The 23,162-nt window shown below is 61.3% G+C and carries 28 protein-coding genes; 10 read left to right on the top strand and 18 right to left on the bottom strand.

Annotation, left to right across the window (positions count from 1 at the left end; translation table 11 throughout):
* Window positions 1-208: 208 nt before the first annotated feature.
* Complete coding sequence (locus PO860_RS11755; RefSeq protein WP_273880982.1) at window positions 209-1,606, bottom strand: pyridoxal phosphate-dependent decarboxylase family protein; 1,398 nt, start codon at window positions 1,604-1,606, stop codon at window positions 209-211.
* Window positions 1,607-2,030: 424 nt separating this feature from the next.
* Between PO860_RS11755 and PO860_RS11750 the strand changes: the two genes are divergently transcribed.
* The 3 genes from PO860_RS11750 to PO860_RS11740 all read left to right on the top strand — a co-directional run bounded on the left by PO860_RS11750 (window position 2,031) and on the right by PO860_RS11740 (window position 4,331).
* Window positions 2,031-2,393 (top strand): hypothetical protein, encoded by a 363-nt coding sequence (locus PO860_RS11750; protein WP_183606893.1) that lies wholly within the window; start codon window positions 2,031-2,033, stop codon window positions 2,391-2,393.
* A 277-nt stretch (window positions 2,394-2,670) separates the two neighbouring features.
* A complete protein-coding gene (locus PO860_RS11745) occupies window positions 2,671-3,177 on the top strand; it encodes a GNAT family N-acetyltransferase (protein WP_183606894.1) in 507 nt (168 codons plus the stop codon).
* 221 nt (window positions 3,178-3,398) lie between these two features.
* Window positions 3,399-4,331, top strand: coding sequence for an ornithine cyclodeaminase family protein (locus tag PO860_RS11740; protein ID WP_273883908.1), 933 nt, complete (start codon window positions 3,399-3,401; stop codon window positions 4,329-4,331).
* A 246-nt stretch (window positions 4,332-4,577) separates the two neighbouring features.
* On the opposite strand, the gene dapB is transcribed toward PO860_RS11740, so the two are convergent.
* The 3 genes from dapB to PO860_RS11725 form a co-directional block, all read right to left on the bottom strand.
* A complete protein-coding gene (gene dapB, locus PO860_RS11735) occupies window positions 4,578-5,396 on the bottom strand; it encodes a 4-hydroxy-tetrahydrodipicolinate reductase (protein ID WP_273883907.1) in 819 nt (272 codons plus the stop codon).
* Between the two features lie 13 nt (window positions 5,397-5,409).
* Complete coding sequence (locus PO860_RS11730) at window positions 5,410-5,763, bottom strand: hypothetical protein (protein WP_273880978.1); 354 nt, start codon at window positions 5,761-5,763, stop codon at window positions 5,410-5,412.
* Window positions 5,764-5,825: 62 nt separating this feature from the next.
* Complete coding sequence (locus PO860_RS11725; RefSeq protein ID WP_183606898.1) at window positions 5,826-6,041, bottom strand: hypothetical protein; 216 nt, start codon at window positions 6,039-6,041, stop codon at window positions 5,826-5,828.
* Between the two features lie 186 nt (window positions 6,042-6,227).
* On the opposite strand from PO860_RS11725, the gene PO860_RS11720 reads away from it, so the two are divergent.
* The gene (locus tag PO860_RS11720; RefSeq protein WP_273883906.1) at window positions 6,228-6,617 is read left to right on the top strand and encodes a VOC family protein; all 390 of its coding nucleotides are present in this window, start codon (window positions 6,228-6,230) and stop codon (window positions 6,615-6,617) included.
* Between the two features lie 110 nt (window positions 6,618-6,727).
* On the opposite strand, the gene PO860_RS11715 is transcribed toward PO860_RS11720, so the two are convergent.
* The gene (locus PO860_RS11715; RefSeq protein WP_273883905.1) at window positions 6,728-7,330 is read right to left on the bottom strand and encodes a histidine phosphatase family protein; all 603 of its coding nucleotides are present in this window, start codon (window positions 7,328-7,330) and stop codon (window positions 6,728-6,730) included.
* Window positions 7,331-7,538: 208 nt separating this feature from the next.
* Between PO860_RS11715 and PO860_RS11710 the strand changes: the two genes are divergently transcribed.
* A complete protein-coding gene (locus PO860_RS11710) occupies window positions 7,539-8,012 on the top strand; it encodes a VOC family protein (protein ID WP_183606900.1) in 474 nt (157 codons plus the stop codon).
* A 103-nt stretch (window positions 8,013-8,115) separates the two neighbouring features.
* Here PO860_RS11710 and PO860_RS11705 read toward each other — a convergent pair whose 3' ends face one another.
* Window positions 8,116-8,517: a GFA family protein gene (locus tag PO860_RS11705; RefSeq protein WP_275037831.1), complete on the bottom strand. Its 402-nt coding sequence runs from the start codon at window positions 8,515-8,517 to the stop codon at window positions 8,116-8,118.
* Window positions 8,518-8,945: 428 nt separating this feature from the next.
* Here PO860_RS11705 and PO860_RS11700 point away from each other — a divergent pair, with 428 nt between their 5' ends.
* Window positions 8,946-10,814, top strand: a complete 1,869-nt coding sequence (locus PO860_RS11700) for an ABC transporter ATP-binding protein (protein WP_183606902.1) — start codon at window positions 8,946-8,948, stop codon at window positions 10,812-10,814.
* Window positions 10,815-10,833: 19 nt separating this feature from the next.
* Here the strand turns inward: PO860_RS11700 and PO860_RS11695 are convergent, their stop codons facing one another.
* From PO860_RS11695 to PO860_RS11675, 5 genes are all read right to left on the bottom strand, one after another.
* The gene (locus tag PO860_RS11695; RefSeq protein WP_246718256.1) at window positions 10,834-10,986 is read right to left on the bottom strand and encodes a hypothetical protein; all 153 of its coding nucleotides are present in this window, start codon (window positions 10,984-10,986) and stop codon (window positions 10,834-10,836) included.
* A gap of 5 nt (window positions 10,987-10,991) precedes the next feature.
* Window positions 10,992-11,441: a LysE family transporter gene (locus tag PO860_RS11690; RefSeq protein ID WP_246718257.1), complete on the bottom strand. Its 450-nt coding sequence runs from the start codon at window positions 11,439-11,441 to the stop codon at window positions 10,992-10,994.
* Window positions 11,442-11,596: 155 nt separating this feature from the next.
* On the bottom strand, window positions 11,597-12,373 hold the full coding sequence (locus PO860_RS11685; RefSeq protein WP_183606903.1) for a phosphodiester glycosidase family protein: 777 nt from the start codon (window positions 12,371-12,373) through the stop codon (window positions 11,597-11,599).
* 264 nt (window positions 12,374-12,637) lie between these two features.
* On the bottom strand, window positions 12,638-12,811 hold the full coding sequence (locus PO860_RS11680) for a hypothetical protein (protein ID WP_164735915.1): 174 nt from the start codon (window positions 12,809-12,811) through the stop codon (window positions 12,638-12,640).
* 245 nt (window positions 12,812-13,056) lie between these two features.
* Window positions 13,057-14,271, bottom strand: a complete 1,215-nt coding sequence (locus PO860_RS11675; RefSeq protein WP_183606904.1) for an argininosuccinate synthase — start codon at window positions 14,269-14,271, stop codon at window positions 13,057-13,059.
* A 125-nt stretch (window positions 14,272-14,396) separates the two neighbouring features.
* Between PO860_RS11675 and PO860_RS11670 the strand changes: the two genes are divergently transcribed.
* Complete coding sequence (locus PO860_RS11670; RefSeq protein WP_273883904.1) at window positions 14,397-14,864, top strand: Lrp/AsnC family transcriptional regulator; 468 nt, start codon at window positions 14,397-14,399, stop codon at window positions 14,862-14,864.
* A 189-nt stretch (window positions 14,865-15,053) separates the two neighbouring features.
* Here PO860_RS11670 and PO860_RS11665 read toward each other — a convergent pair whose 3' ends face one another.
* Entirely contained in the window at window positions 15,054-15,893 is an 840-nt protein-coding gene (locus tag PO860_RS11665; RefSeq protein WP_273883903.1) for an SDR family oxidoreductase, read from the bottom strand.
* Window positions 15,894-16,021: 128 nt separating this feature from the next.
* Here PO860_RS11665 and PO860_RS11660 point away from each other — a divergent pair, with 128 nt between their 5' ends.
* Window positions 16,022-16,399 carry a winged helix-turn-helix transcriptional regulator gene (locus PO860_RS11660; protein WP_183606907.1) on the top strand — a complete coding sequence of 126 codons (378 nt, stop codon included), beginning with the start codon at window positions 16,022-16,024 and terminating at the stop codon, window positions 16,397-16,399.
* Between the two features lie 27 nt (window positions 16,400-16,426).
* Here PO860_RS11660 and PO860_RS11655 read toward each other — a convergent pair whose 3' ends face one another.
* Entirely contained in the window at window positions 16,427-17,239 is an 813-nt protein-coding gene (locus PO860_RS11655; RefSeq protein ID WP_273883902.1) for a hypothetical protein, read from the bottom strand.
* 278 nt (window positions 17,240-17,517) lie between these two features.
* Between PO860_RS11655 and PO860_RS11650 the strand changes: the two genes are divergently transcribed.
* A complete protein-coding gene (locus tag PO860_RS11650) occupies window positions 17,518-18,393 on the top strand; it encodes a bifunctional helix-turn-helix transcriptional regulator/GNAT family N-acetyltransferase (RefSeq protein ID WP_273883901.1) in 876 nt (291 codons plus the stop codon).
* A gap of 135 nt (window positions 18,394-18,528) precedes the next feature.
* Here the strand turns inward: PO860_RS11650 and PO860_RS11645 are convergent, their stop codons facing one another.
* On the bottom strand, window positions 18,529-18,732 hold the full coding sequence (locus PO860_RS11645) for a hypothetical protein (RefSeq protein ID WP_273880966.1): 204 nt from the start codon (window positions 18,730-18,732) through the stop codon (window positions 18,529-18,531).
* 469 nt (window positions 18,733-19,201) lie between these two features.
* Window positions 19,202-19,843, bottom strand: a complete 642-nt coding sequence (locus PO860_RS11640; protein ID WP_272782293.1) for a dihydrofolate reductase family protein — start codon at window positions 19,841-19,843, stop codon at window positions 19,202-19,204.
* Between the two features lie 90 nt (window positions 19,844-19,933).
* On the opposite strand from PO860_RS11640, the gene PO860_RS11635 reads away from it, so the two are divergent.
* Window positions 19,934-20,455, top strand: a complete 522-nt coding sequence (locus PO860_RS11635) for a winged helix-turn-helix transcriptional regulator (protein WP_273883899.1) — start codon at window positions 19,934-19,936, stop codon at window positions 20,453-20,455.
* A gap of 15 nt (window positions 20,456-20,470) precedes the next feature.
* On the opposite strand, the gene PO860_RS11630 is transcribed toward PO860_RS11635, so the two are convergent.
* The 3 genes from PO860_RS11630 to PO860_RS11620 are packed head-to-tail and all read right to left on the bottom strand — an operon-like array spanning window position 20,471 to window position 23,093.
* The gene (locus PO860_RS11630; protein WP_273883898.1) at window positions 20,471-21,274 is read right to left on the bottom strand and encodes an ABC transporter permease; all 804 of its coding nucleotides are present in this window, start codon (window positions 21,272-21,274) and stop codon (window positions 20,471-20,473) included.
* A 2-nt stretch (window positions 21,275-21,276) separates the two neighbouring features.
* Complete coding sequence (locus tag PO860_RS11625; protein ID WP_183606914.1) at window positions 21,277-22,077, bottom strand: ABC transporter permease; 801 nt, start codon at window positions 22,075-22,077, stop codon at window positions 21,277-21,279.
* Entirely contained in the window at window positions 22,074-23,093 is a 1,020-nt protein-coding gene (locus PO860_RS11620) for an ABC transporter ATP-binding protein (protein WP_273883896.1), read from the bottom strand. The genes PO860_RS11625 and PO860_RS11620 overlap by 4 nt, the downstream gene beginning before the upstream one ends.
* Window positions 23,094-23,162 lie beyond the last annotated feature (69 nt).

Genomic DNA, 23,162 nt, shown 5'->3' with positions numbered 1-23,162 from the left:
GGCGAGCGTCCGCATCGTCCTTCGAGGCCGCTGCGGGACGCCCCAGGATGAGGCTCTCTTGGGCGTTCTCTCTTGGGCGTTGGCGCACCAAGCGGCGCCCGCAGCGCTGCTTCTTGCATCCACGCTCACTCCACGAGGTGGCCGTCCTTGTGCTCGTCGAACCCAAGCGCCTCACGTGCTGCCATGGATCCAATTAACGACATCAGCCCTAGCTGACACTCTTGAACGCGGCAATGATGCTGTGTGCGGCGAGTTGCGCCTGATCGGATGTCGTTTGGAAATTGGTGACGGAAAGGCGCAGCACGTCGCGGCCGCGCCATTTGGCGCCGCCGGCAAAGATCATGCCGTCCGCCTGGATCTTCTCGATCGTCTTTCGGGTCAGGGCGTCGCCGTCTTCGGCGGGCAGGTCGGCGCCGAAGCGGATGACGAGCTGGTTCAGCGTCACCTCGTTCAGAATGGCGATGCCGGGCTCGCGGGCGAGCAGATCGGCCACCTCGTGCGCCGAGGCGCAGCACTGATCGATGAGGGCGGCCACACCTTCGCGGCCGAGATGTTTCAGCATCGCCCAGGTGGCAAAGCCGCGCGCCCTTCTCGAAAGCTCCGGCACGTAATGGGACGGATCGCGTTCGCCTTCGCCGGCGAGCGGCAGATAGCTTGCGGCAATCGTCATGGCGCGGCGATGAGCGAGCTCGTCGCGGACGATCGCATAGCCGCAATCATAGGGCGTCTGCAGCCATTTGTGGCCGTCGGTGGCCCAGCTGTCGGCCGCTTCGATGCCACGGCTGAGATGGCTGGTCTTCCCCGATGCCTGCGCCCAGAGGCCGAAGGCACTGTCGACATGCACCCAGGCACGCTTCGCCTTCAACAGCGGGATGATGGCGGCGAAATCGTCGAAGGCGCCGGTATTGATCTGCCCCGCCTGGAGAATGGCGATGACGGGACCAGAGACCGTATCGAGCGTGCCCAGCAGCGCGGCCGGGTCTATCCGCCCCACCGGATCGGTGCGCAGACGCCGCACGCGATCGTGCCCGAGGCCCAGGAATTGCAGCGCGGAGAACACCGTCGTGTGGGCGTCGTCGCCGATCAGCACGGTGATCTCGGGCGCCCCGAACAGGCCGTTGGCATCGGCATCCCAGCCCACTTGGCGCAGCACCTCGCCACGCGCGGCGGCAATGCAGGTGAAGTTCGCCACCGTCGCGCCCGTCACGAAGCCGACCGAGCTTTCGGCCGGCAGCTTCAGGAGATCAAGCAGCCATCTCGCCGCGACAGTCTCGACGGCGGCCGCGGCCGGAGCGGCGGTATGGTTTCCGGCATTCTGGCCCCAGGCGCTGGTGAGGAAATCGGCGGCGACGCCGACCGGATGGGAGCCGCCGATGACCCAGCCGAAAAAACGCGGGCCTGTCGTTGCATGCAACCCCGGTTCGGCGTCATTCGCCAGCTGCTTGATGACGTCAAGCATATCGGAACCGGCGGCCGGCAGCGGCTCGTCGAAACAGGCAAGCGAGGTTGCGTAGTCGTGCGTGGGTACATGGCGGCGAGGTGCTGCCTGCCTGAACCCCGCCGCAAGCCGGGCGGCTTCCTGAAACAGAGATGCAATTGCCGACATCGGATCCCCCTTGCCGCCGCCGATCCCGCAGGGCCTGCCCCCTCGAAGCTGGCTGTCGACGATATGCAATCTAGCCGATATAGCCGGCGCTGTCTTGGCCGAGCCTCCCGCCAATGGGGCAGCCTGGAATAAGCCCCCGCGCCAGCGCACGGCGAGGCGTCGCGGAACTCGCCGGGTTTCGAATTCCAGGCGCGATACTGGAGGATCTCGTGACCGCGGCAGCCGCCATCGGGCGTCTCGCCTTTGCCGGGATACTTAAGATAAATCGAGCAATGCGGGAGTTGTTTCCTAATTCTCTCCAATAACAACTTGTAATCTGCCGTCAATTTCTAAAAATACTAACATTTGTCTAAAATCTATTGCATTTTATCTAAGTATCGTTCAATAATTTGGAAATATCATTCGCGCCGCTGTCGAGGCCGCTATGTCAATCAGCGAGGGATATGCACTGAAGTATTTCGTTCTCTACGCGCTGGTGTGCTCTGTGGTCGGGATAGTTCTTCTCGTCTTCATCCATCAGGTTACACCCTTCAAAATGGACGGACCGAACGATCAAGCGACCGATTGGTCAGCCGATAAATCGGCGACCGGGTCTCCCGATGAAACCGCGACGGGGTCAACCGATCAGCCGGATAATCTGGTCGTGCGCTCGACGCGCGAACCGAGTGAGCGAACGGGTGCTCAGCCGCCCGATCAATGGAACCTTCGGCCAACGAACCAACCGGCCCAGCCCTCCGATCAACCGGGCGTCCGCAAGGGCGGCCGGGTGGGAACTCCGGCTCAGTAGTTGCAAGCGGAGCACCCGCCTCGTCCTTCGAGGCCCCTGCGAGGCGCCTCAGGATGAGGCTCTCTTGGCGCTGGCGCGAGCCGGTGGCGTAATCGTCGCCCGGAGCAAACCGCGGCAATCCACCGCCTGTTATTGAAGCGCGGTATCTTCCAACGTCCCTCATCCTGAGGCGCGTAGCCCATCGGGCAGAGCCCGAAGGGCACGCCGCAGCGCTGCTTCTTGCATCGGCCGAAGCTCTCTGCAATGACGATAACTGAGATATCCCACGAGGTCCCCGATGGATGCAGGCGGCGCGACGATCAGGCTTATCCAGGTAGATGAAGTGGAGGTTTTCCGGCGTATCCGTCTGGAAGCGCTGCGCGCCGAGCCTTCCTCTTTTGCGAGCCGCTACGAAGATTGGGAGGTCTTGCCCGACGAGGAGTGGGCCAATCGTCTGAACGAGCCGGTTTTCATCGCGTTCCAGGACGGCGCCCCGGTCGGCATCATGGGACTGTTTCGGCAGCGGCCGAGCAAGATGGTCCATCGCGCCACGATCGTCATGGTCTATGTCCGTGCCAACCTGCGTGGAACGGGACTTGCCGGGAAGCTGCTGGAGGTGGTTTCCGACCACGCACGCGGTATCGGCGTCCGGCAGCTGGAACTCTTCGTCAGCGCGGAGAACCCGGCGGCGATACGGTTCTATCAGCGGCAGGGCTTTGCCGAGATCGGCCGAATCCCGGGTGGGGTTTTGGAGGAGGGCAGGGAGATAGACGACGTCATGATGGCGCGGCGTTTGAGCGGATAGGACCAGGGACGGTCGGTTGATGCTGCGGATTTTGTTTGCCGTCGCCGCTATGCCACCGCTCTGCGCAGACACTCCAGAGAGCCTCATCCAGCATGCCTCACCCAACGAGAGGCGTTCGAGCATGCCATGCCCAGGGACGGAGGCGCATGGATTTACCCGATCTCTTGACCTTAAGCGGGGTTGGGGTTGCAGCATGCCCGGCACCAACTGGAGGTTCGGCGGTGACGAAAATTTTGAGCGATGAGGATCTTGCGGACGGCGGGTTAATGGCGGTGGCGATCGATGCGCTCGAGAGCGCTTTTCTCGCGAGAGCCGGCAATCGGCTGATGTCTCCGCCCCGGCATCATGTCTCGTTTCCCGATCGCGGCGATCTCGTCTTCACCGTCGGCGGCATCCTTGGCGACAAACCGCTCGCGGGCTTCCGGGTCTACGAAACATTCGAAGGGGCGGAGCATTCGCAGATCGTCGCGGTCTGGTCGGCCGACGACGCCAGGCTCAAGGGCATTGTTCTCGGAGAACGGCTCGGCAACCTCAGGACCGGCGCGATCGGAGGTCTCGCCATCCGACATCTCAGCGCGCCGGATGCCAGGATCGTCGGGATTCTCGGCAGCGGAGCGCAAGCGCGAACCCAGCTTGCCGCGGCCGCCGCCGTTCGAAAACTGGATCACGCCCGCGTCTACAGCCGCGACGAGAAAAATCGTCTCGCCTTCGCAAGCGAGATGCATCACGCCTTGGGACTTGATATCGAGCCTGCCGACAGCGCCCGGGAAGCCGTTGCCGACGCCGACATCATCATCTGCGCGACGACCAGCCAAACGCCCGTCGTCCACGCGCGTGATTTGAAGCCCGGCGTGCATGTCAACACCGTCGGCCCGAAAACGCTTCAGGGACACGAGCTCAGCCTGGATGTCGCCGATGCCGCCGCCGTGATCGCGACGGATTCTCCCGAACAGGCGCATGCCTACGCTTCGCCCTTTTTCCTCGCCGGTTCCGGCAACGAAGTTCGCATGGCCGACCTTGCCGACATCATTGCCCGGAAAACGGCCGGGCGGGAATCGCCCGAGGAGATAACGCTGTTTTGCTCCGTAGGCCTCGCCGGAACCGAAGTCATCGTCGCCTCTGCGATCCTCGATAGGTTGAGTGTGCCGGGGTAGATTTTGATTCAGGAGCGGGCTTCAAGTCCTTGTTTTTCATACAGGTCATCGTGGGGATTCTAGGTCGCAGGATTTGGGACAAGGGCAGGGAAATCGACGACCTCAAATGGAGGGCGCGGCATCCGCCACGCCTCTCGTCCTGAAACACGCAGCCCACAGGGCGGAGCCTCGAAGGACGCGCCGCAGCGCTGCTCCCGGCATTCATCCGCCGCCATCCCCGAATTGGCGATGCGCCTAGAATTTGATTCAAAGACGCGCTTGAAGACGCTGTTCACTCGCTCTGTTCGCCCCTTCTGCCGCTAGGCCCAGGACATCCCGCATGCCGTATTCGCCGGGTGCGCGCCCTGCGATCCAACGGGCGGCGGCAAGTGCGCCGCAGGCAAACATGCCGCGATCGAGCGCCGAATGCGAGAGCGTCACGACTTCCTCGGCGGCGGCAAAGAGCACGCTGTGTTCGCCGACAAGCCCGCCGGCGCGCAAGACGGCGAAGCCGATCTCGCCGGGCGGCCGCTCGCCGGTGATGCCGTCGCGCCCGCGCCGCTCGACGGATGAAAGGGAAACGCCGCGGCCCTCGGCGGCCGCTTCGCCGAGCATCAACGCCGTGCCGGACGGCGCATCGATCTTCCTGCTGTGATGGGCTTCGAGGATTTCGATATCCCAGCCTTCAGCGGAAAGGGCGCGCGCGGCCTGGGCGACAAGGCCGACCAGCATGTTGACGCCGATGGAGAAGTTGCCGGAGCGCAGGATCGGAATCGTCCGGGCGGCGCCCGCGATCCGTTCCAGTTCATCCGGCTCGAAACCTGTCGCCCCGATCACCAGCGCCGGCCCGCCGGCCGAAGCGCAGAAGCCGGCAAGTTCGGCCGCAGCACTTCCCGTCGTGAAATCCAGGATCACGTCGGCTTGGGCGATCGCAGCCGATCGATCGATCAGCCCGGCACCCATGGAGCCCTCACGGCCGATGCCGCCGACGAAGACAAAAGCCGGATCGGCGGCCAGCAGCGGCAGGATCGCGCGACCCATGCGCCCGTTCGCGCCGGCGACGGCTATTTTGATTGGTGGGCTCACGGTCTTTCCTAACTCAGGAGGGCAGGTGTGGTGCGGAGGAGCTTTGGCGTTTTGCACGCAGACCAAGCAAAACGATAGCATAAATAACGAGTACGATTGGTGTTTCCCCCAAGATCGGAAGTATGATGAAGCCATCGCCAGGTCCGCCAACTTCATCTGGCGCCATCGTTGGCGTCGCCAGTATGGCGAGCGTCAATGGCGAGAAGAACACCCAAAGAAATGCGATTGTGTGTGGTAGCCATCTACGCCGTTTGAGCCTTCGCGCAATGAAAATTGCTGAAGCAGGGATGAGGACGTTCAAAACGAAGACAAGCGAAAGCGCGATGAACTCCGGCAGGATTGTCGGGTAATGCGGATCATATTCCATCAGGTTTTCTCAAAGACTGCTATCGATGGGATGTCGGCCGGTCCCAGCGGGTCAGCTGAGGCTTACCAGTTGCCGGGGTCGGCGGTGTGATCGATGGTGGCGAATTCGTCGGCCTCTTCCCGGTCCAGCTTCACCTCCGTGGTAGCCTTCGTCTCGTCGGTGACGGAGTAGCGGTCAGGGATCGGCCCCGTTGATAATTCCTGGTACATGAGCAACGCGGCTTCCTCGGCGGTGTCGGCCTCGATTTCCCGGGTGATGGTGACGGTGAACTTGTGCATGGCTTCGGGCCTTCTCGAGCGTCGCGCAGGCGTCTGTGCAGTTTGCCACGAGTTTTGTGTCAAGGACACAAAAAGCGCGTCGTTTAGAATTTGATTCATGCGACGGTCGCAGGTCTTTGTTTTTATACAAGCCGTCGTAGCGGACCGCTGCACCCTTTGGGTGAACTCAGCCGAGAAGGAGAGATCATGCGCCTGAACCAAGTGACCGTTACCATGCCTGACCTCGATGCAGGCTGGAACTTCTACTGCGCCCTCGGTCTCAAGCCTGTCGTTGACTCCCGTCCGCGGTATGCGCGCTTCGTCTGCCCGGATGGGGACAGCACCTTTTCCCTGCATCAGGGCGAAAGTGGCGGTGGTGGAACCACAGTCTATTTCGAGTGCGAGAGCCTGGACGAAACGGTCCGCAGTCTCGGCGAGGCCGGCCTTCCCTTCGTAAGCGGCCCCGAGGATAAGAGTTGGCTCTGGCGCGAGGCAGAGCTCCTCGATCCCGGCGGCAACCGCATCATCCTTTATTTTGCGGGATCGAACCGCGTCGATCCGCCGTGGCGGGTGGATCAAGGCCGCAGGTCCGACTAGGGATCTCGGCGCCCGCCGCGACGCCGATGTAGCCGCATGTGTCGATCTCCGACATCAAGCCGCGCCATAATCGGCAATGACCTTAGCAGGCCGCTGCGGTCACCCGGTGATTATGGACTCAGGAGGGATATCGCATCGGCCGAAGCGCTTACCAGACAGAATTCACGATCGCAAAGGTGATAGAATCCGTTTTGAGGAACGGGCAGTTCCAACATTTCCCGTTTTGAAAGGCCGGAATATACGCCGCGTACCAATCTGCCAAACAGCCCGTGAGAAATCGCAACGGTTGGTCCATGTATGCCCGCGATCCAGTCCTTTGCTCGCGCACAGGCGTCGTCGAAGCTCTCTCCGTCGGGAGATTTGAAATACCAATCAAATGCGTCGGACCCGTCCAGCATTCCCGGAAACTCGTTGTCGATCTCGAACTTGGTCATGCCGTCCCAAGAACCGATGGTCACCTCCATGAGCCGCGGTTCCGGACGAGCCGCCAGCGGCAATACCCGGCCGATGCGGGCCGCAGTCTCCTGCGTTCTGCCAAGAGGGCTGACGTGGAGCTGGAACGATGGTTCGCTGCCTGCAATTTCCTTCCTCAGAAGCCTCGCCATTTGTTCGGCCTGTTCGATACCGCGCTCTGTCAGCGGTGAATCTTTTTGGCCCTGGAACCGACCCAAGGTGTTCCAAATGGTCTCGCCATGGCGAAGCAGGTAAATCATTGGTGTTGTCCTAAATGAATTGATGAAACAATTGGCTGATCTGCCCGCCCGAGGCGCGGTTTCTGCAGCCAGGTGATGCGAGGTACTTCGACCGTTCGGCAGCGCTCGGCAGTGGCCCGGATGAAATCGCTCGGACCGGGCTGGAGAAAGACGGTTTGCCTCTTATTTCAGAACGGAAATGCCGAACGAAATGCGAGAGGATCACGCAATGGCAAAGAACACGATCTGCGTATGGTACGACAAGGACGCCGAGGCTGCAGCCCGCTTTTATGCCGCGACGTTTCCCGACAGCGCCGTCGGCGCCGTCATTCGTGCGCCGGGGGATTATCCCGATGGGAAGCAGGGAGACGTCCTGGTCGTGGAATTCACCGTTGCGGGTATTCCCTGCATCGGCCTGAACGGCGGTCCCGTGTTCAAACACAACGAAGCCTTCTCCTTTCAGATCGCAACCGACGATCAGGAAGAAACCGATCGTTACTGGAACGCCATCGTCGGCAATGGCGGCCAGGAAAGCGAGTGCGGATGGTGCAAGGACAAGTGGGGTGTGTCCTGGCAGATTACGCCGCGCATCCTCTCCGAGGCGCTTGCCGCGGGTGGCGGTCAGGCAAAGCGTGCTTTCGATGCGATGATGACCATGAGGAAGATTGACGTCGCGGCGATCGAGGCCGCCCGGCGGGGCTGAGGTAGCCTCGCGCGGAACGTTTTTTGTCAGAGCGCCGTAGCCGGTGCGCTCCGGCCAGGTGGCGATCTTCGCAATCGGCCGGAGGTCTGCACGCGGCAGGCTGTCAGAACCAGAGGTCGCGCACGCAGCGCCCTTTGGACGGAAGGTCTTCAAACGTTTCCAGACCGTCGAAATGATCGATAGCCAGATCCTGAACGAGATCCGGCGGCGCAAGCCGCATGTTGACGGCCATGCGCCGGCGGCCATCCTTTCGAAGCCGCAGGCCGCGCCAGCTCGAGACACAGGCGCAGGATGGGCAGAACAATATTTCGAGAGACGGCTCGTCCCTGTCGGCGCGGGTGTAGGAGGCGGTCTCACCGGCGAGAGCGATACGCTCTCCTTCGTAATCATAGGCCCACAGCGTGCCGTAACGCCGGCAGAGCGTGCAGTTGCAGGCGGTGATCGAGCCCGGATCACCCTTAAGTGTCCAACTCGCCTTGCCGCAATGACATGAGCCCGTCAGCATGATGGTCCGTCCGATCCTGCTTCCTGTTCCATGACGGCATCCTGCCTCAACGGCGCGATGATCGCAATTGGGCGATCCGGGTGCGAAGGTCGGCGGTTCCCGTGCCCGTCTCTGGCGGGGCTGTTCGACTTTTGCTGCGAGCACGGGTTTATCGATCGCGTTTATCCATGGATGCCCGCAGGAGGCTTGCGAGCCAGGCCACCCCTTCGTCCCGCATTGCTGCCTTCGGCGCAGTGGCGTTCATCGGATTGAAACGATCGGCTGAATGGGTGGCTTGCTTCCTCGCGCTCGCGGACCGAACTTTTGCGACAAACGTCTGTTTGGGAGATTTTCTGAAATTTCTAATTGAGATAACGGGCAGAAGATGATTTTCTGCGACCCAGCGTAGCTGACTCCACGCCTCCTCCCGATTTTGATCCGAGCGGCCCATGTCGATTTCAGATGCGATCTATCGTCCCTTCGAAACCTTGATCCGGCCGCTCGATATCCCCTACCGGCCGCTGCCGTCGAAGGGGCCAGTCATGGTGCTCCTGCATTTCATCTCGATGTTTCGGGGTGTGCTGATTGCGCTGGCATTTTGCTCCATGGTGTTCGAGGTGATCAACCTGACGATCGTCTGGGGACTTTCGGTCATCGTCGATGGTGTGACGCAACAGGGCGCTTCCACCTTCCTGCGCGATGAATGGCTGCTGCTGACCATTCTCGGCTTTCTGATCTTTCCGGTCATGCCGATCGTGTCCTTCATGCTCAATACGCTGAACTCGCACACGCTCGGCATCGGCATGCCGGCCGCCATTCAGTGGCAGGGCCACAAGGCTGTCGAGCGGCAGGACCTTGCCTTCTTCCATGATCTCTATGCCGGCCAGGTTTCCTCACGGCTGCAGCAGGTCTCTTCCGCCGTCCAGCAGCAGATCCTCGCGGCCTTCCAGTCCATCCCGCGCTTCCTGACGCAGTTGGTCGGCTCCGTGATCCTGCTGAGCGCGCTGGCGTGGCAGCTTGCCCTGCCTGTTGTCATCTGGATCGTGCTCAATGTCATATTCACCGCCAGGATCGTGCCGATCTTCGTCGAGCGCTCGCGCCGCACCGCGAAGCAGCGCAGCCTGGTGGCCGGCGCCATCACCGATCTCTATACCAACATGCAGATGATCAAGCAGTTTGCGGCTGAAGATAGCGAGGCAGGCGCGATCCGCCGCATCATAGGAAAGGCTGTGCAGACGCAGCACAGCGAACAGCGCATCTATCGTTCGTCGGAATTGACGGTCGTGGTTCTCAACACGCTGCTGTGGCTGACCATGCTGGCGATCGGATTTTCCGGCCTCGTCAAAGGCTTTCTCACGGTCGGCGAATTCGTCGGCGCCGTCTACATTCTCAACCGGCTGTCGTCGCAGATCTTCGTTTTCCTGCAGATGGGCCAACAGATCTTCCAGGCGATCGGCACGATCAAGGACGCCATGCCTGTTATGACGACACCGCCCACCATCACCGACCGGACGGATGCGAAGGACCTCGTGGTCGAGCGTGGTGAAATCCGTTTCGAAGATGTCGGCTTCGCCTACAAGTCCGGCAAACCTGTCATCGATGAGTTGTCGCTGACGATCCGGCCCGGCGAAAAGGTGGGTCTGGTCGGTCTCTCCGGGGCTGGCAAGACGACGCTCGCAAACCTGCTGTTGCGCTTTTACGACATCGGCAACGGCGCGATCCTGATCGACGGGCAGGACATCCGCGCGGTCACGCAGACAAGCCTTCGCCGCGCCATCGGCGTCATCGCGCAGGATGTCGCGCTGCTGCACCGTTCTGTCGGCGACAATATCCGCTACGGCCGGCCGGAGGCGGCGACGGACGAGATCGAAGCGGTGGCGAAGTTGGCCAGCGCCGATGCCTTCATTGCCGATCTTGCCGATGGCGAGGGCCGCAGGGGTTATGATGCTTTTGTCGGCGACCGCGGCATCAAACTTTCCGGCGGCCAGCGGCAGCGGGTCGCCATCGCCCGGGTTCTCCTGAAGGACGCGCCGATCCTGGTGCTCGACGAGGCGACTTCGGCTCTCGACAGCGAATCCGAAGCCGCCATCCAGGAAAGGCTGAACCTCGTCATGGAGGGAAAGACGGTGATCGCCATTGCGCACCGCCTGTCGACCATTGCCAGGATGGACCGGATCATCGTGCTCGATCGCGGGCGGATCGTGGAGGAGGGCAGGCCGGACGAACTGGTCGAACAGGACGGCCTGTTTGCCCGCCTGTGGAAACGCCAGACCAGCGGCTTCATTCCAGAGGAGATCGACGAAGCTTTGCCGGGATAAGCCGTACGCCGGGGTGACGTCAGCGAGCCCAGAGCAGGCGACCGCCGATGAGGATGAGGGCGGCGCCCATCACGCGCTCGATGCCGGCCTTGAACCGCAGGAAGCCGGCGGATACGCGGGGGTTGGAGAAGAAAAAGGCCAGGCCGCAATACCAGACAGCCGAAAGCAGCAAGCAGGTCAGGGCGATGACGCAATAGAGCCAGACAGGCGCATGATGACAAGCGCAAAGATACTGCCGAAGAAAGCCACCGATTTCGGATTGGTCATGCCGACGACGTAAGCGCGGCGCATGGCGGAGCGCCATGTGGCCTCAGTCGGCCCCGTCGCTTTTAGGGGCTTGGTCGCGCCGCGGATCATCTTCAGACCCAGCCAGATCAGATACAGCGCGCCGACCACCTGCAACGTTATATGCAGCCATTCGAAATGCGTCAGGAGAAAGCCGAGCCCCGCCATCGCCAAGACTGCCCAGGTCAGGGATGCGATCGCAAGTCCGAGACCCGCAAAGAGCCCGGCCGCGCGCGACACCGTCATGCTGGTGTTGGTGACGATGATGAAATTCGGTCCGGGGCTGACAAGGGAGGCGACGTAGACGCTGACGAGCAATGCGAGTGAATCGATATATTCCATCCGGCTTTCTCAAAGTTGCTGGCCGTGAGCCTATGCGCGGCTGGCGGTTTTTGAAAGGGCTCGTCATCCAAGGCTGGATGCATCAGGCTTTGGCTTGGCAGTGAAAGGTCGACTGACAGGATCGTGGGCCTGCTAGAAGCCGGCTTTTCCTTGCGCTATTCGACAAGCCCCAAGATGGGGCCGTAGCCGCCGTGCCAGGACCAGTCGTTGTGGCCCAATGCCGGATAGTAAAGCCCAACACCGCGTCCACCATCGAGAAACAACGCGTCGGGGCATTTCAGATGGTCGCGAAAGAGCCGTGCGAAATCGTGGAAATTGACCCCGTCTTCGCTGATTGCGAAGCGAATTATACCGCCCGTACAGACGCCGACACCGCTTCGGCGGGTTCGGTCCGTCGAGCCGACGATGAAGATCGGGTTCAGCTTGTTGGCGATAACAAGCATCGGGCCGGACTGTGTGGCGAACCGCACCTTGGGCCGACTCTTTAGAAATTCAGCTGTCGGGAGTATGCCGGCGCCTGCTTCACCCAGAAAGAACACGCCGTTCGGTTTCTTGTAGAAATTCGGCACCTGACCGGCGCTGCTTTCGGCCTTCGTCGTATTGGCGGGCTGCAATTCCCTGGCGTTCTCGACATAAAGTCCCATCGGCGAAAAATCGGCTCGATACATCCCGGCATTGACGGCGAAAGCCAGGGTTTTCCCCTCGGCGCGCACGGCTTCGGCAAGGCTTGAAAACGCGCGGTAGGGCGCGCCGTTGGCGTTCTTCCAGAACAATCGCAGGTCGGCTTTGCCCGGTTCCAGCGTGCAGACGACGTATTTTGCTTCTTCAAAGGTTTGCTGCTCGCATGGTTGCGCATCTGCCTGATGCAGCGATGTCAGCGTTGCTGCCAGTATGATGGCCGCGGCGAGTAAGCCGTGTTTGAGACAGGTCATTGGGGCTACATCCGCTCCTCTATATCGCCAATGAAGCGTCTGTTTGTCGGATTGCAATAGTTGATGGGGCGGCTGTCGTCTACGACGGCTGAGGTCAGCTCGATTGCCACTCTCCGATGTCTCGGGGAATGTTCAATTTGCCCTGCCATGGGGATCGGCGCCGCAGGCGTCCGACATGCAGGAAGCAGCGTTGCGCGCGTCCTTCGAGGCGATCCTACGAATCGCCCCTCAAGGATGAGGGAACTGGAGAATGCCACCCGATCCCTACCAGGCGGTACGGGCGGTGCCGAGCGCGGTGGTATGGGAGGATGAGACGTGGGCGACGTTGGCTTTGAGCGACACGACGCAGTTTCCCGGAACGCTTAGCTTGTGCAACGTCAAGTGTTTCAGCAATGTCTCCGGGTCGCGCTTTTCGGTCAGCGGAAATGTCACAGTCATGCGATTCTCCAACGAATAAACTGAGCATCCGCAAAAATTAATGTCTAAATTCTTTCGCGGTGCAACAAGAAAATTTTAACGATAAAATTAAAATCGATTAATTCTCGGGTCGCTGATTTTAAATCGTTTGAAGTTTGGTGCGGTGCTTCTCCGCGGATGTCTTGACTGCTCCGCCCTCCGAGAGAGGGAGGTGCCGATGTGGGCATTGACCTATCGGCCCATCTGGCTGACGTGAGATCGAGTGGTCATCGTCCGTTGCGGGCCGCCCAGCTCCTGAGCCGCAAGCCATTGAGCCTGATAAAGCCTTCGGCATCATGATGATCATAGGCGACGGCGCTTTCCTCGAAGGTGACGAGATCGGCGGAATAGAGTGAGCAGGGCGAGGTGCGGGAAATGACCGAGGCGCTTCCCTTATAGAGCCTGACCGTCACTTCGCCGCTGACGAAGGCCTGGCTTCGGTCGATCAACGCCTGCAACATGTCCCGCTCGGGCGCGAACCAGAAGCCGTTGTAGATCAGCTCGGCGTAGCGGGGCATGATCTCATCCTTCAGATGTCCGGCGGCACGATCGAGCGTGATCGATTCAATGCCGCGATGCGCCGCAAGCAGGATCGTGCCTCCCGGCGTCTCGTAGACGCCCCTCGACTTCATGCCGATGAAGCGGTTTTCGACGAGATCGAGCCGTCCGACGCCATGTCGGCCGCCGAGGCCATTGAGTTCGGTGAGCAATGTTGCCGGCGTCATCGCCTGGCCGTTCAGGGAAACCGGGTTGCCGCTTTCGAAGCCGATGGTGACGCTCTCGGGGACATCGGGAGCGTCGAGGGGATCGACCGTGCGCTGATAGATATAATCGGGCGCCACTTCCGCCGGATCTTCGAGGATCTTGCCTTCGGTCGAGGTGTGCAGCAGGTTGGCGTCGGTCGAGAACGGCGCCTCGCCGCGTTTGTCGCTCGGCACCGGGATCTGATGCTTCTCGGCATATTCGAGAAGCTGCGTGCGGGAGCGGATGTTCCATTGGCGCCAGGGAGCAATGACCTGAAGCGACGGATCGAGCGCATTGACGGCCAGCTCGAACCGGACCTGGTCATTGCCCTTGCCTGTGGCACCGTGGGCAACGGCATCCGCGCCAACCTGCCGGGCTATGGCGACCAGATGCTTGGCAATCAGCGGCCGTGCGATGGAACTGCCGAGGAGATATTGTCCCTCATAGAGCGTGTTGGCCCGCAGCATCGGAAAGACGAAATCGCGGACGAATTCCTCCCGTAGATCGACAATGCGGATGTCCTTGACCCCGGACACTCCCGCCTTTGCCCGCGCCGGCTCGAGCTCCTCGCCCTGGCCGAGATCGGCGGTGAAGGTCACGACCTCGCATCCGTAAGTCTCCTGCAACCATTTGAGGATGATCGAGGTATCCAGCCCGCCCGAATAAGCGAGCACGATTTTCTTTATGTTTTTTGCCACCAGCCCATCTCCGATTTAACGAGAAGAACGATAGGCCAGTTCATACGCAATGAGCTTGCAAATCTTCTTCAAAAATGTAAATTTTTGGCATATTATGCCATTTTGTGAAAATTTGGAGCCATGAAATGCCAGACATGTTGGACGCGATCGATCGCCATATTCTGCGCGTGCTTCAGCGCGACGGGCGTATTTCGAATGTCGAACTGGCAAAGGAAGTGGGGCTCTCGCCTTCGCCCTGCCTGCGCCGCGTGCGCCTCTTGGAAGAGGCCGGGATCATCGATCGCTACGTCGCCGTGCTGGACCCGGCAAAGGTTGGGGCGGGGCTGACGGTTTTCGCACGCGTGTGGTTCAAGACCCAGGACGCTGAGGTGACGCTCCGCTTCGGAGAAGCCGTCAGGCGGTTTCCCGAGGTGATGGAATGTTACCTGACGACGGGGGAATGCGATGCCGTGCTTCGGATCGTCACCACCGATCTGCACAGCTACTGGCGTTTCCAGGCCGATCACCTGACGCGCATCCCGAGCGTCCTCAGCGTCAAGACCGACGTGCCGATGGAAACGCTGAAGCGGAGCTACGAACTGCCGTTGCGATAGGCGTCATTGAGGCCCCTTGCGGGGGCGCCTCAGGATGAGGCTGGAGAGAGACGGCAGTTCGGCTTACGGCACGGCCTGCTGCTCCCTGCGGGATATCGCCTGGAGCGGCAGCAGCGGCGATTGCCGGACTTCATTATCATTGCAGCAGCGCAGACGGCAGACACCGCCGTCTGCGCTTCGTTCTCGCGGTTACGCCTTCAGCGCCGCGGCATAATCAGCTGCGTAAGTCTTCAGCGAGCGCGGTGCCTTGCCGGTCAGCGTCTCGACATCGCCGGTAACGACGGCCGTCCAGCCCTGGCGGACCGGATAGAAGATCGAAGCGAGGAAGCTCGCATAGTCGGCCGGCACGCCGGCGCCGGTGAGAATGCCGATGAAGGCTTCGTCCATGATGGCGTTGTAAGCGATCGGCTTGCCGGTGACCTCGGAAAGGATTGCTGCGGCTTGCGTATAGGAGAGGGCTTCCGGTCCGGTCAGGTTGAACGCCTTGCCGTCGAACGCCGCGGAGGTGAGGGCGGCGACGCCGCTTGCCGCGATGTCGCGGGCGTCGATGAAGCTCGACTTGCCCTCGGCCGCCGGAAGCGCGATCTGGCCATGGTCGATGCCTGGTTTCCAGAACGTGTGGAAATTGTCGGCGAACCAGTTCGGGCGCAGGATGACGTAAGGTGTTCCTGATTTCTCCAGCGCGATCTCGACCTGGCGATAGGGAATGGAGTCATCGGCGTCGACGCCGAAAACGCTCTGGAACACGACCTTGACCTTGCGGCTGGCGGCCGCTTCGATGACGGGCAGCAGCAGGCCCTTGGCATCGACATAGCCGGAAGGCAGCAGCACATAGGCGCGGTCGACGCCCTCGAAGGCTGGGCCATGGGTTTCCGGTTTGCCATGGTCGAAGACAACGCCTTCGGCGCCGGTCACGGGCTTGCCCGTGCGGGAGGCGGCCTTGACGGTCTCGCCCTTGGCCAGAAGCCCATCCACCACATGCCTGCCGACTGTGCCCGTCGCGCCGACAACGAGAATCTTGTTGCTCATGTCACTCTCCTTGGTATCTATTGGAAACTATCTTACTGTGGGATAGATACAGGTAAATTCGGATTGGAAAAGAGAGCACTTTTTTGTCACCTGGTTTCCTCCTGGAAACCGGGCGGGAAGGAAAAGAGATGACGGCGATACAACAGGCTTACGATGTTTATGAGGATCGCTGCCCGACGCGGCTGGTGCTGGACCGGCTGGCGGATAAATGGGCACTGCTCATTCTCGACCGGCTGGAAGGCGGGCCGGTGCGTTTCAATCACATCCGCCGCGACATCAAGGGCATATCGCAGAAGGTTCTTTCGCAGACGCTGCGGAAGCTGGAGCGCGATGGGTTGATCTCGCGCACGATCTTCCCGACCGTGCCGGTGACCGTCGAATATGCGCTGATGCCGCTGGGGAGCACCCTGACGGACACCGTTTCCGCCCTTGCCCACTGGGCGGAGAAGAATATGGATGCCATCGTTGCGGCACAACGCGCTTATGACCAAACCCATGCGGCTTGACGGTTTGGTGCAACGCGGGTTTTAAGATCACTCGACCTGGATATGAATATGGTCGTCGTGGCGGGCAGCGCGGCAGCCTTGGAAGCGGACATGACTGTCGGTAATCCCCAGCGCATTCTTCAGATGCGGCTCGATGAAGATCTTCTGCAGGCCGAAGCGCGCGACGCCTTCGCTGGTCAGCCAGCGAACCGCGGCTGACATCCGCTGCTCTTCGAGCCGATAGGTGGGAAACAACGGCTGCAGCGCGTCGAAATCCCAGCGGGTGGTGAGCCAGTCATGGCGGCCTTCGCATGGCAATTCATCGCCCGGCGCGGGCTCTTCGAAGGCGAAATAGCCGATTGGGGAGCGGGTGACGCCATTCAGGAAGGCGCCGTCCGCATCCTTGTAATAATAGGCGAAGTCGAGCTTCTTGCCATCGGCATGCGACAGATGCGGCAGCAGCGGAAAGCCGTTCAGGAAGGGGAAATTTGCATCCAGCGCAATGGTGACAGTTCCGGGAAATTCCTCGTCCATGTGGGCAGCCAGCGCCTTTGCCAGGTCGCGTACCCCTGAGGTGACGTAGTTGCGGTTCAGCAGGCAATAGATCGGGGAGCGGACCACGAGCCTGTCTGTGCTGCTTGACACGCAGGAGAGGGGAACCCGCCCGAACATCGGAGCGGCGAGGCCTGCTGCGAACGACACACCGGCATAACAAAGCATGAAGATGGCGAGCTTCGCCGGAAAGCGCCGGATGCAGCAGGCGCGCGCCGCGGCCAGCGCGATGAGATAGGCGAGGCCGCCGATCTGGGTGAGCAGCGTCAGGATGACGACAATTAGGGCGTGGAGGATAAAGCGGAGCACCGGGCAGCCTTGCGCTAGGGAAGTTGCATTGCCATAGGTGAGGGAGTGGAGATGCGCAAGGTGGTCGGCGCCCCGCCTCGCCCTTCGAGGCCGGCATTCTCCAATGCCCCGCCTGCTGTGAGGTGGTAGCCTCTCGAAGCACGCGCCACAGCGCCGCTCCTTGCAGGCATCAACTAGCCGGCACACCCGCCTCACCCATGGAAGAGTTCGGCTCGCTGCAAGTCCGCCTTTGGTGCTGTGAATTGACAGGGGAATTTATCTGACTTAAGTCAGGTAATATGGTTTACGACCCCGTCTCTCGCGTCCGTCGCTTCAACCGTGCCGTCACCTCCGAAGTCGGCGCTCTCGATACGTCTTTCCTCGGGCGCGGGCGTCCGCTGGGTGCAGCTCGCGTGCTTAACTCGATCGGCCGGGGACAATCGGATGTTGCGGTGATCCGCGATTATCTCGGCCTCGACTCGGGCTTGATGAGCCGTCTGCTGCGCGGCCTGGAAGAAGAGGGGCTCATCGAGACGGTGCCGAACCCTCAGGACGCGCGTCGCCGCGTCGCAAGATTGACCGAAACCGGCCGGTCCGAGTTTCAGGCCTATGAAGCACTTTCCAATGCGCAGGCGACATCATTTCTGGCGCGGCATCGCCACCCGGAAGAACTTCTGCGCGCCATGGATATCGTTGCTTCCTCGCTGAGACGCGACCGGATCGTGCTTGAGGAGAAAGACCCTCGCCACCCGGATGCCAGCTATTGCCTGAGCGAATATTACGGCGAACTTGCGCGCCGTTTCGAGAAAGGTTTCGAGGTATCGCTTTCGCGCGATCCCGATGCCGGGGATATGGTGCGTCCGCGTGGGGCGTTCCTGGTGGCGATATTAGATGAGCTGCCGATCGGCTGCGTCGGGTTGAAGGGCAGTGGTGGCGCGGTCGCGGAAATCAAAAGGCTATGGGTTGCCCCGTCCGCGCGCGGCCTTGGGCTCGCAAAACGCCTGATGACATCAGCCGAGAACATTGCCCGCGAGCTGGGTGTCAAGCGCCTGCGTCTGGATACGAACAGCGCGCTGCCGGAGGCGCAGAAGCTCTATCGCGGAACCGGCTGGAATGAGATCGACCGTTTCAACGACGATCCGTACCCGGACACATTCTTCGAGAAGCGCCTTTAGCCAAACAAATTCGATCGGGCTGAGTGCCCGCCTCGCCCTTCGAGGCCCCTGCGGGGCAGCTCGGGATCAGGCTCTCTTTACATGCTGGCGTGCGCAGCGTTGCTCCCTACATCTCTCTGGGACGGTTCAATGGCCCTACTGGTGGCTCAACTGCTTCGATAGCTCGACAAAAAGCTTGTTGTGGTCGGTGTTCATCTGGACGAGATCGACGGCAATGGTGATGGCGCGGCGTCCTTCGATGCTGTCGATGTCGAGCTTCCTCTCGCAGCACCATTGCCGAACGGCATCGGTGACGATTGTTATTTCATCATCGTTGAGTGAAATGAGTGATAAAAGCATCGTCGTGCCCTCCATGAAGCGGCAAGAGCACCTATGGTCTCTCAAGCGGTCGTGCCGATGCCGATGGGCCGATGGCGTTCACTTTACGCCCATTTCCCAACAACACCACAGCTATTTTGACACGGTTTGGCGCCGGCCCGGTGTCCCCGGGGGCGGCCCGGCGCCATCGAACGGAGGGCCATCAGACCGGCACCTGCCAGGACTGCTTGATCGTCTAAAACGGGATGGCGACGATCACCTATCTCACGCGCATTATCTCTTCCTGCGCAACCGCACGCTCGGCCCGCGCCTGCGCGTCATCGCGCCCGACTTCGTGACCGGCCGGCCGGCGGATCCGATTGCTCTTGTGCTGACGATGCTGGCGGCAGCCTGACTGCCGGTGCTTCCGACCGTCATCATTGCCGTTGCCGCCACTGGCACCCTGCGGCATGCACTGGCGTGAAGCATACCGATCCCGATCGGCCGCTGGTTATTTCGCCAGTACGATATGCGTGGCGTGTTCGGTTGCGACATGTTCGACGACGCGGAAGCCGAGGGCGGGCAAGTCGATGCCTGTGAACATTGCTTCGCCCTTGCCGAGCACGACGGGCGAGATCGCAAAATGCAATTCGTCGATCAGACCGGCCTGCAGATATTGGCGGACGGTGCTGACGCCGCCGCCGATCTTGACGTCCCTGTCGCCTGCGGCCGCTTTCGCCTTGTCGAGGGCCTCATGGATGCCACCGGTGACGAAGTGGAACGTCGTGCCGCCCTCCATCACGATCGGTTCGCGCGGGTAATGCGTCAGGATAAAGGTCGGTGCGTGGTAGGGCGGGTTCGGCCCCCACCAGCCCTTCCAGGCCTCGTCGGGCCAATCGCCGCGAATGGGGCCGAACATGTTCCGTCCGAGGATGAAGGCGCCGAAATTGGCCATGCCGCGGGCGGCGTAATCGTCGTCGACACCTGAAGAGCCGTCGTCCTTTCCGATCATCGCCCGGAAGGTGCGGGTGGGGAAGAACCATTGGAACATTTCCGGCCCCCGCTGTCCGAGCGGATCGTTCATGCTCTGCTCCGGCCCGGCGCCGAAGCCATCCACGGAAAGGGAAAACGCTGCAACACGCACTTTGGACATGCTTTCCTCCATCTGGTTTCGTTTTGAAACTGGTTGCGTTGTCGCATAAGTGATCCTATATTGCAACTGGTTTTTATAGGAGAGAGTTTCGTGGATATCGAACTGCGGTCGGGCTGCCCGATCAACCTGACGATGGAAGTGCTGGGCGACCGGTGGAGCCTCATCATCATCAGGGACATCATGTTCGGCAACCGCCGCCATTTCCGCGAGCTTCTGACCCATTCGGAGGAGGGAATTGCCTCCAACATTCTCGCCGCCAGATTGAAGCGTCTGCTCTCGCTCGGGTTCATCAGCAAGCGGGACGACCCGAGCCACAGCCAGAAAACAATCTACAGCCTGACGGAGCCGGCGATCCAGCTCGTGCCCATCTTCGCCATGATCGGCGCCTGGGGGCGGCGCCATCTGCCGGTGAGCGAGGAGCTCAGCATCCGCGCTGAGCTTCTCGAGGAAGGCGGGCCGCCGCTCTGGGACGAGTTCATGGAGGATCTCCGGCAGATCCATATCGTCGATCCGATCGGCGGCGCCAATGGCACATGCACCTCACCGGTGCTGGCGAAGCTGACGGCGGCATTCCTCGAGGTCCGCGCGAGATTGTCGTTGCAGGCGCCGTGACGCCGGCTGGCCCGATCAGCCGCCGGCGCCCTGATATTTGCCGGTGGCGTATCGCCAGTGAGCGATTGCCAGCAACACCCAGATCGGCCCGGCGACAAGAGACACCGGCCCGGCGCAGCTCCCGAGGATCGGGATAGGCTTGCCGAGCAGGGCGCCGACGGGAACGGAACTGGTCAGCGCCAGCGGGACTGCGGTTATGAGGATGAGCTGTATGCCACCAGGGAAAATATTGAGCGGGTAGCGGTTCAATTCCCAAAAGCCGAAGAAGATCGAGAACAAGTGGTTGGACCGCACCCAGATCAGCGCGGTGGCGCCGATCATGGTGATGAGCGCACCCGTCAGCAGTGTCGCGCTGATAAGTGCCGCAATGAAGAATGACGCGGACCAGACCGACCAAACGAAGTCGACGGACAGAACCGCCCACATCATCAGCGCCACGGCGAGGATGATGTGGCCGGCATAGCCGATATTGAGGCCGGAAAAGACCAGATAGGCCCAAGGGCTGAAAGGCTTGACCAGCAACGTGTCGTAAGTCCCGAGCCGCACCAGTTCTTCAAGCTCGCGCAATTGCACGAAGCTCATCGCAGCGCCGAGCGAATAAGCCAGCAGCTGGAAACTGAACAGCAGCGCAAGCTCCGGCCAGGTCCAGCCGCCGAGCGAGTCGAAGCGGGCAAGCAGGATGCCGATGGTGGCGAAGACGCTGCCATAGGAGAGGATCTGCGCAAAACGGTCGAGCCAGAAAGCGCCGCGATATTCCATCTTGGAGCGGACGTGCATCCGCACCAGCAGCGGCAGGACACGCAGGTGATGCATGAGCATGATCAACCTCCCTGCACGGTGATGCGGCCGGAGGCGCAGCGCCACAGCCAGAGGAACCCGGCAAGGAACAAGGCGGCCCAGCCGAGCCCCAGGCCGAGATGAAGCCCGATCTCGGCCGTGGAAAGCCTGCCGAGATAGACGGCATTGGGGTAATAGACGATCCAGGCAAAGGGCAGATGGCGGGCAATCGTGGCCAGCGGTTCGGGGAAGAACCAGAAAGGCACCAGCAGGCCCGAGAATAATTGCAGCAGGGCGCCCAGGATCCAGTCGAGCGAGAAGCTCGTCATCAGCCAGAAGGCGATGAGGCCCAAAAACGCCGACATCAGGAACAGCAGCGTAAAGGACAGCGCCCAGAAGGCGATGAACATCAGGCCATCGAACAGGCTTGCCGGCGGCAGCATGCCGTAAAACAACGCGGTGAAGGCGACGGTCGGAATGACCTGGGTCATCAGGCGATAACCAAAGCTGCCGCATTCGTTGGCGAAGAGGTAGAGCGGATAGGACAAGGGCTTGAGCAGCCAGATCGCGACATCGCCGGTCTTGAGCGACCGGCCGATCTCGCCGATGATCCTTTCGGGGCGGGTTGCGCCCATCACGGCGCCGCCCAGCAGGGCATAGGTGACCATCTGCTGCAGGGAGACCCCGTCGACCACGATTGCGCCGACGCCGGCATAGGCCGCCTGCCAGATGGCGACACGCGCAAAGACCTGCACGAGTTTGCCGAAGATATTGGCCCATACTTCGTTGCGGTAGGCGAGTTGCGAATGGAAGGAACTGCGCGCGAAGGCGAAATAGGCGCTCATGATGCCCGGGCCTTGGGATTGCTACGCTGGTCGGCGTTGCGGCGCTGGTAGAAGGTGCGGATGACCTCTTCGATGTCGGGCTCGTGCAACGCCACGTCCTTGAGGCTGCGCCCGCTGCCGACCTCCTGCAGGATTGCGACCAGCGAAATATCTTCCCGCTCGATAAGATAGTTCTTGCGCAAGCCCTCGTCGCTGACGAGGGCCGCGGTGCGCAACGGCAGCGGTCCAGGGTCGCTGGCAAATTCGAGCGTCAGCCGCCGGGCAGAGCCCAGGGCCGTGCGCAGGCTCCTCAACTCGCCGTCGAAGATGAGCCTGCTATGATCGACCATGATCAGCCGCGGGCAGATGGTTTCGATGTCCTGAAGGTCATGGGTGGTGAGAATGATGGTGACGCCGCGCTCGCGGTTGATCTCGGCGAGGAAGCGCCGCACCGCATCCTTGGCGACCACATCGAGCCCGATTGTGGGTTCGTCGAGAAAGAGGATCTTGGGGTCGTGCAGCAGCGACATGACGATCTCGGCGCGCATGCGCTGGCCCAGGCTGAGTTGGCGCACCGCGCGGTCGAGAAAGGGCGTGAGGTCGAGCAACTCACTGAAGCGCCGGAGATTGTCCGCATAGCGGGCGTGGGGGATGTCATAGATGCGCTGGTGCAAGGTAAAACTGTCAACCAGCGGCAGATCCCACCACAGCTGGCTGCGCTGGCCGAAAACGACGCCGATCTCCCGCGCATTGTCCATCCGCTTGAGATGCGGCGTGCGCCCGAGCACCGAGAGCGTGCCGGCGCTCGGCACCAGGATGCCGGTCATCATTTTGATCATCGTCGATTTGCCGGCGCCATTGGGGCCGAGATAACCAACGGCTTCGCCTGCCGTGATGTCGAAACCAATGTCGGAAACCGCCACAACTTCGGTGTATTCGTTGGTCACCAACGTCTTCAGGGCGCCGAGCAGGCCCGGAAATCTCTTGTGCTGCCGGAAGCGTTTGCTGACGCCCCGTGCCTCGATCAAAGCCGTCATGTGTGTTTCCCGCCGATTCGGCAGCTGCGAGGATTGGGAACTCAGGCTAACGCGGGGCGAAGACAGTGC

This window comes from Rhizobium binxianense, assembly GCF_028994275.1.
Classification (GTDB): Bacteria; Pseudomonadota; Alphaproteobacteria; order Rhizobiales; family Rhizobiaceae; genus Rhizobium; species Rhizobium binxianense.
This window is presented reverse-complemented; position numbering and strand designations above follow the sequence as displayed.